At 46.3% G+C, this 4,580-nt stretch carries 6 protein-coding genes; 3 read left to right on the forward strand and 3 right to left on the reverse strand.

What is annotated here, in order from left to right:
- Positions 1 to 102, reverse strand: a 102-nt coding sequence (locus SFV55_RS11615; RefSeq protein WP_320029674.1) for a saccharopine dehydrogenase NADP-binding domain-containing protein, incomplete at its 3' end; no start/stop codon positions are given.
- A gap of 98 nt (positions 103 to 200) precedes the next feature.
- A complete protein-coding gene (locus SFV55_RS11620) occupies positions 201 to 1,517 on the reverse strand; it encodes a lipopolysaccharide biosynthesis protein (protein WP_320029669.1) in 1,317 nt (438 codons plus the stop codon).
- 122 nt (positions 1,518 to 1,639) lie between these two features.
- On the opposite strand from SFV55_RS11620, the gene SFV55_RS11625 reads away from it, so the two are divergent.
- The 3 genes from SFV55_RS11625 (at position 1,640) to SFV55_RS11635 (ending at position 3,750) form a co-directional block, all read left to right on the forward strand.
- Complete coding sequence (locus SFV55_RS11625) at positions 1,640 to 2,515, forward strand: alpha/beta hydrolase family esterase (protein WP_320029670.1); 876 nt, start codon at positions 1,640 to 1,642, stop codon at positions 2,513 to 2,515.
- A 172-nt stretch (positions 2,516 to 2,687) separates the two neighbouring features.
- Positions 2,688 to 3,284: a YeeE/YedE family protein gene (locus tag SFV55_RS11630; RefSeq protein ID WP_320029671.1), complete on the forward strand. Its 597-nt coding sequence runs from the start codon at positions 2,688 to 2,690 to the stop codon at positions 3,282 to 3,284.
- A gap of 52 nt (positions 3,285 to 3,336) precedes the next feature.
- Positions 3,337 to 3,750, forward strand: a complete 414-nt coding sequence (locus SFV55_RS11635) for a YeeE/YedE family protein (protein WP_320029672.1) — start codon at positions 3,337 to 3,339, stop codon at positions 3,748 to 3,750.
- Positions 3,751 to 3,866: 116 nt separating this feature from the next.
- Here SFV55_RS11635 and SFV55_RS11640 read toward each other — a convergent pair.
- Positions 3,867 to 4,580: saccharopine dehydrogenase C-terminal domain-containing protein (locus tag SFV55_RS11640; protein ID WP_320029673.1), on the reverse strand; the 714-nt coding region annotated here is incomplete at its 5' end.

Genomic DNA, 4,580 nt, shown 5'->3' on the forward strand with positions numbered 1-4,580 from the left:
GCTGGCGACCAGAATTTCGGAGAATACTTCAGGATGTTGAGCGCATTTGTAGACCACTACCCGGCCTACCCCACCCGCGCCAATGATGAGTACTTTGGACATTTTTCAATGGATTTTAACGATGAATGCTAGCTTGTCAGTCAACAAGCCAGATTAAGACGCAAAACTAGCGCAAAGGTTTCAGTGAAGGGGGATTTATACTAGATAATTTGTACAAGCCAGGCTAAAATTAATATCGTGCTGTAAAGAAGCCATATTGGCACATTCAAATAGGCATTCAAGTGAATTCCATAGCGCCGGGATAAATGCACACCGTAAATCAGTTTCTCAAGCCCATAGGCCAGAAAATTGGCTAGCGCAATACCCACTAATCCCCAAATGGGCACCAGAACAAAACAGGCAATTACATTAAAAACAGCTTCACTGCAAGCCCCAACCAGTGTAATGCGCTTGTCCTGCAACGCATTGAGAATCGGAAAAGAAAACACCACCCGCGAAATCACCAACAACAAAAAGGTATTAAACACGGGTAAACTCGCCAAAAAATCGGCGTTGAACAGCGCCGGAAACCACCACCTTGAGCTCAGCATGAGTACAATGGTAAAAGGCAGCAAAAAATGCATCAATCTAGTAGATCGACTGCGAATTTCCGGCATGGTACCTGGTAAATCTGTGGCTGCTTTTTGCAAAATCAAGGCATTCAGCCCACCCACCAAGGCAAGAGAAACCGGTAATTCCCGGGCACCATATCGAAAGAGCGCAAATTGAAGTTCGTCGCCAGCATAATACCAGTTCACAATCCAGGCGTTGAACACGGTAATATAGCCCCCAATGGCGGAGTAAATCATCAGGTAAAAAGAGGCATTCCACCAATTTTTAAAATGCAACCATTCCCAGTTCCATTGGCCAAAGCGCAACGCCAAAACGATTAACCACAGTGCTTTGAATAAAGAAAGCCACATTAAACCCAATACAATCGTCCCGGCGCTCCAGCCCCAAAATGCGGGCAACAATACGACCAACAATTGGGCACCAAAGCTCAGAATTCCGTACACTAAAAGCTCAATTGGCTTTTTTAACAAGACATACAAAGTATCGGTCAATAATGTAGGCAGGTAAAAAAACAAGAACAAAAGGGCAATGCTGGCAAAGGGTAAGCTGCTTTGGCCACTAAAGATGGGCAAAAACACGGTGGGGAATAAACTCAATCCTCCCAGTAAAACTCCGCTGATCAAAAAATAAACAGTTACCGCTAAAGCCAAAAGTTGTGGCTGAGCCACGGCTTCAAGGCGGGGGTAATAATTCAATAAACCTTGTTGCAAACCAATCATCCAGAAAAAGCTCAAGGCGCCCCCCATGAACCAGACTTGCTCGTATTGGCCGATGGCGGCGGTGCTTAACTGGCTTTTGGTTAGGAGAATGGCAATTAACAGCATGGTCCCCTGGCGGAGGAGCTGGTAAAACAGATAAACGCGGGTGAGGGTAAAGTATTGGCTTAAGTATAATTTCTGGTGCATGGGGAATAAACGGATTACGTTTGAAGTCTATTTCTTTCGCCCAAACAAAATGAGGTTGCTTATTGAAATCTATCCAATTAGCAAATTTTATACCTTTATTCCAAATGTAAACCATTTAACGAATGAAACTCCTTATACCTTCAATTTTACTGCTATGCTGCTGTTTGTTTTCTTTGACCGCAAGTGCTCAAGTGATCAGCGATTCGATTGAGATTGAAAAAAACTTCCGCCGTTTTCATTTCAACCGACCCGAAAACAACAAAAAGAACAAGAGCCTCATTTTTGTGCTACACGGCTCCGGCGGAAATGGCAAACAAATGATGGCCAGAGCAAGCAAATTGGATGAATTATCCAGCAGCGAAAATTTTATAGTTGTTTATCCCGATGGCTACAAGCGCTATTGGAATGAGTGCCGCAAAGCTGCTGCTACCCCGCCAAACCAGGAAAACATCAATGAAGAGGCCTTTTTCGAAGCAATGATCCAATATTTTAAAAAGCAGTACCGGATCAACACCAAAAATGTCTTTGTGGTAGGCACCAGTGGCGGCGGCCACATGGCCTACAAATTGGCCATGACCTTGCCGGAAAAAATAAAGGCCATCACCGCCATTGTAGCCAGTCTGCCTGACCCCAGTAATTTTGATTGCATCGATAAAAAAGTGGCCAAACCTGTGATGATTGTCAATGGCACCGCAGACCCTCTAAATCGTTGGGAAGGCGGACAAATAATACTCGGTAATGGGGTCAATATGGGTTTGATCCGCTCTACGGAAAGTAGCTTTCAATATTGGTCTGCTTTGGCAGGGTACACTGGGGAGCCCATAAAAACGGCCTTACCCGACACTGATCCCAAGGATGGCAAGACGGTTGAGCGCTACCAGTTCAAAGCAAAAGGGAAACCAGAAGTGACACTGCTGAAAGTGATCGGGGGTAAACACGATTATCCGGGGGATATTGATGTGCATGTGGAGGCTTGGGCGTTTTTTAAGCGGCAGTAAGGGTTGCTTTTAGTCATTCAACAAAAGGGTATTCGGTACCCCCTCCTGGCGACAAAAATCATTCTCAAAGCCTACCTTTTTCACCTCAGCGCAAAAAAAGCGCAGCTATTTTCGTCCTATGCGGAGTAGTTATCTCCACCGCTATATCACTTCACTTGAAAACACTTTGAAAATGGCACCTGAATGGTTGGTCCAGATCATTGATTTCATCTCACAACCTTGGCCCTGGTGGGTAGGCGGACCGATGATTGCCTTTATCATGTTCATTTTGTTGTACTTCGGTAAGGAGTTTGGCATATCGGCCAACTTCCGCACCATGTGCGCTGCCGATGGGGCGGATGAAATGAACGAATTCTTCAAATTCGACTGGAAGTCGCAAGGCTGGAACCTCTTGGTAGCACTGGGAGCAGTCTTTGGCGGCTATTTGGCGGCGCATTATTTCACCGCGCCGGGAAATAATCTAGCCCACGTTTCCGCAGCAACGGTAGAAAGCCTGCGCCAATTTGGCTTCAACTATGAAGTAGGTCAGGTGCCGCTTGTGCCCGATTTTTACAGTTGGGAAGCGCTGTTTACTTTGAAGGGTTTACTCGTCATCGTGGTTGGTGGCTTTTTGGTAGGTTTTGGGGCAAGATACGCGGGGGGCTGCACCTCCGGTCACGCCATCAGTGGCATGTCGGCTTTGCAGTTGGGTTCACTGTATGCGGTGATCGGTTTTTTTTTGGGTGGCCTGTTCATGACCTATGTGCTATTTCCACTGATTTTCCGGTAAATCCATCCGGAGTGGCTTTAAACCATTTCTAGTTTTTTAAAATTCCTCAGCCATGCGAATGTCCAGATATATTTTGGTGGGAATCATTTTCGGCATCACCCTGTACAAGGTGGAGGCAGTGTCCTGGTTCCGCATTTTTGAAATGTTCCATTTCCAGTCCTTCCACATGTATGGCATCATCTTCTCTGCCATTGCCTGTGGCATCTGTGTGGTACAATGGATCAAACGCACCCACATGAAATCAACGGAAGGTGAAGAAATTCACATCAATCCTAAGGATACCAGTTGGAAGCGCTACATCTACGGTGGTTTTATTTTCGGCCTTGGATGGGCCCTGGCGGGCATTTGCCCCGGCCCAATGTTTATCTTGCTAGGTAGTGGTTATACGGTATTGGTGGTTTTCCTATTGTCTGCGATGACAGGGACGTTTTTGTATGGGAAGTTGCGGAAGAGATTGCCTCACTAAGAGGGTATTAGGGCCTTTCATTGAAAGAGGCTCCAAGCCCGAAGTTTAAGCACTTCGAAATTGGCGCCTCAATTAATGAACAATTTTCAGGTAGTCAACACATAGGAACAGCCCCCCTACAACTTCCGATCAATCTCCTTAAACACGATCCCATACTCCTCCAATTCCCTCAACACCGGCTCATACACCTCCTTCATCACCGGAATTTGCACCCCGCGCGACTTGATTTTTCCCTCCACCACCAATTTCACAAAGATGGCCATTGGTAAACCTACCGTTTGAGCCATAGCGGTTTCGTCGGCGTTTACTCCTTTTTGAGACATGGTAGAAGTGCGGATGCGTTTTTCCCCTTTTTTCTCGTATTCAAATTCATGATGCATCACCACCATGTCTTTGTCGGTTGGTTTGAGTTTCCATTTGTCGCGCAGCAGGTGCTCCAGAATCAGCGCCGGAGTGGCATTGGGCAATTTGATTTTTTTCTTGCTGAAGACACCCAGCCATTCCAGTTTTTTCATGATGGGTGAATTGATGTCTTCGTTCAACATCTGGGCAATCCGTTCTTTGACCGAGCCACCAATGTGTTGATCCACGTAGGCATCCATCAACTCGTGATAGGAAATTTCGCCAGAATGCAAAATTGGGAAGTCAGCATCCGTCAAGCCGATTTGGATCAAGGCATCCCAGGCTTCACAAAAGCCGGGGTAACGCAAAGTCCCCCTCAAAATATTGGGAATGTCCCCCAGGCCGTAAGCTTCGCGGTACAACAGTGAATCGCGATTGGCATAAGCCTCCATTTTGCCTACTTCGGGAATGTCGATGGTACGGCATTC

Origin of the sequence: Haliscomenobacter sp. (assembly GCF_033763495.1) — a bacterium.
Taxonomy (GTDB): domain Bacteria; phylum Bacteroidota; class Bacteroidia; order Chitinophagales; family Saprospiraceae; genus Haliscomenobacter.

Excerpts from the sequence above, each read along its gene's own strand:
- SFV55_RS11620 (WP_320029669.1), bottom strand. The coding sequence starts at position 1,517 with ATGCACCAGAAATTATACTTAAGCCAATACTTTACCCTCACCCGCGTT.
- SFV55_RS11625 (WP_320029670.1), top strand. The coding sequence starts at position 1,640 with ATGAAACTCCTTATACCTTCAATTTTACTGCTATGCTGCTGTTTGTTT.
- SFV55_RS11630 (WP_320029671.1), top strand. The coding sequence starts at position 2,688 with ATGGCACCTGAATGGTTGGTCCAGATCATTGATTTCATCTCACAACCT.
- SFV55_RS11635 (WP_320029672.1), top strand. The coding sequence starts at position 3,337 with ATGCGAATGTCCAGATATATTTTGGTGGGAATCATTTTCGGCATCACC.